The 2,458-nt window shown below is 63.6% G+C and carries 3 protein-coding genes; all 3 read right to left on the bottom strand.

All coding sequences use genetic code 11. From position 1 onward, the window contains the following. Nucleotides 1-139: 139 nt before the first annotated feature. The 3 genes from H3U90_RS08225 to H3U90_RS08215 all read right to left on the bottom strand — a co-directional run bounded on the left by H3U90_RS08225 (nucleotide 140) and on the right by H3U90_RS08215 (nucleotide 2,389). Complete coding sequence (locus H3U90_RS08225; protein WP_015022035.1) at nucleotides 140-487, bottom strand: hypothetical protein; 348 nt, start codon at nucleotides 485-487, stop codon at nucleotides 140-142. A gap of 24 nt (nucleotides 488-511) precedes the next feature. Next, nucleotides 512-775: a hypothetical protein gene (locus tag H3U90_RS08220; protein ID WP_141650026.1), complete on the bottom strand. Its 264-nt coding sequence runs from the start codon at nucleotides 773-775 to the stop codon at nucleotides 512-514. Between the two features lie 183 nt (nucleotides 776-958). Next, nucleotides 959-2,389, bottom strand: coding sequence for a ParB/RepB/Spo0J family partition protein (locus tag H3U90_RS08215; protein WP_015022037.1), 1,431 nt, complete (start codon nucleotides 2,387-2,389; stop codon nucleotides 959-961). Nucleotides 2,390-2,458: the final 69 nt, after the last annotated feature.

Raw genomic sequence — 2,458 nt, 5'->3', positions numbered from 1 at the left:
CTTCAGCAGCACGCCGCAGGCGTGCGACAGCGGCGGCCAGACATCAAGGCGCAGCCGCCGATGACCACAACCCCGGCCGAGCCGAGCATGGAAAAAGGGACCCCGTTGAGGGGTCCCTTGATGATGTTGCCCTGATGGGTCAGGCCATCTGGCTTCGGAGTCCTGGGTAGTGGTGTGCCAGGTATTCGGCGGTGGCTTGGCGGATCAGTGCCGATAGGTTGGTGCCTTCTGTTTTGACGGCGGCTTCGGCCCATTGGTCCAGGGCCGGGGTGGTGCGTACCTGCCAGGTTTTGCTGGTGGGTTGTTTGAGTTCGTCGCGGGGGCGGCCGGCGAAGATGGAGAGCAGGTCGTCGTCGGTCAGGGGGCCGGCGTCGTAGCCCCGGTATACCCGGGTGCCTTCGATGGGTGTGAATTGGCCGGCGTCGGCCATGCGGTCGAGTGCTTCGGCGTGTGCTGCCCTGTCGGCGGGTGTCTGTGTGTTGGTCATGGTCTGGCTCCTTGTTGGTTGTGTCTATTGGTATCTGAGATGTTGCCACCGGCTGGTCAGCGGCATGGCGTGGAAGGCGTGGAGCTGGCCGTCCTGCCATTTGCTGACGATGACTTCGAGCAGGTTGTCGGGTAGGGCCCCGGGGTGTGGCTGGCCGACGAAGACCACCGTCATCTCGTCGCCGTAGCCCTCGATTTGTTCGTGGCCTATGGAGTGGAGGACCGCGTGCCTGATTTCGTCGTCGGCGCAGCCGTGCTTGCGGGCTGATTGCTCTATCTCGATCTCCATGACCATGAGTGTAGTACAAATTGCACATACAAACCAGTCGTGCGTTCCTCGCGTTGCGGTCTGGCTGTCCGAACGCAGGGCGTTCGACGATGCCGATTCCACCCCGTGGGGTGGCGCGAGGCATCGCTGCGCCGCCGCCGGCAGCCGGCCCCGCTTGGTGGCGGGGCCGGCTGCGGGGTTCATTCACTCTTTGGTGTCCTCCTCCTGGTCGCCGTCGTCTGTTTCATCTTCGTTCCCTTCGTTGTCTTCCTCTTCAGGTCGGGGCACCAGGTCGCCGTCGAGACCGGATTGCTCTTCGTCGCTGATGGCGTAGCCTGCGGTTTGGAGGGCACGGTAGAGGGGTTTGAGCAGGCCGTCTATGTCGTCTTGGCTGCGCCAGGTCTCGTGGTTGATCTGTGTCTCCATGATGGCGTGGCACAGGGCGAAGGCCGTCTGGGTGCGGCGACTCTCGTCAAGGTCGGCCTTTTGCGCCAGCTCGGCTTCCTGGTCCTGGACGATGGCGCGCCATGTGTCCCGCACCTGGTCCCGGCTGACCCACCAGGTGCGTTGGCTCGCTTGGGCGATGACCAGCATGGACAGGGCCTGGGACTGGTTTTTGGCGGGGCGTTTGAGGGACATGAGCCGTTGCGTGTAGGCCAGCCGCAGGTCGTGGCTTGCCGTGTCCAGTTGCTTGGCCGGTGCGATTTCGGCTTCTTGTTCGGCTTGCCACCTGGCCAGGTCATCCTCTCTTTGCCGGCGTTCGTCCTCCTGGTCCTGTTGGGTGTATGGCTCCAGCAGGGTGATTTTGACGCGCCACTGTCCGCCACGGTCGAGCAGTCCGGCGGCCGTGGGTTTGTCGCCTTCCCATTCCTCCAGCCATGTGTCGAGGGCCTGCTTGGGGTCGGGGTCGGTATCCGGGGAGAATCGGGCGATGGTGCGCCAACCTTCCGGGTCAGACCAGGATTGTGATGGTGTCAGCGGCACGATGGGCAGCCCGGCCTGCTTGATGGCTTCCTGGGCCTGTTCGATCCACTTGTCCAGCGACCGTTTGGCCTGGACCTGGTGCAGTGTCATGTTCCAGTTGTTGGTGCCTGCGGCTTTGATGAGCTGGTCTTGCAGGCCTTCGTCGTCGCGGAAGTCGGCTATCGTCTCCAATTCCTCGAAGCTCAGCTGGGATGGCAGCGCGAGTATTTTCTCGTCGTCGATGGACGATATTTTGAGCCGTCGCTGCACGGTGCTGCGGCTGCGGCCAGTGGCTTTGGCCATCTGGTCCACGTCTTCGCCAAGGTCCAGGAGGTGGGCGTATCCGCGTGCCTCGTCCAGGGCGGTGAGCTGGTCACGGTGTATGTTCTCTACCAGCATCACCTCCGCCTGGGTCTGCTCGTCCATGTCGGTGATGATACAGGGCACGGTTGCAAGGCCGGCCTGCTCGGCGGCCGCCAGCCGCCGGTGTCCGATGACCAGGGTGTGCCGCCCCTCCTGGTTCGCCGGTGTGACGACCAGGGCCTGCTGTATGCCTTGGGACGCGATGCTCATGGCCAGCTCCGACACGTCTCCTATCTCGCTTCGGGGGTTGGCGTCGTTGGGCCTGATGGCGTCGATGGGCAGCATGGTCACTGTGGTTGTGGTGTTCATGGGTGTTCCTTTCCTTGGTGCCGGGACTGTTTGTGCCGACGCCTGGAATGGCGGCCCGGGTATAGCGGA

The sequence above is a fragment of the Bifidobacterium sp. W8103 genome, assembly GCF_016100775.1.
Taxonomy (GTDB): domain Bacteria; phylum Actinomycetota; class Actinomycetes; order Actinomycetales; family Bifidobacteriaceae; genus Bombiscardovia; species Bombiscardovia choladohabitans.
This window is presented reverse-complemented; position numbering and strand designations above follow the sequence as displayed.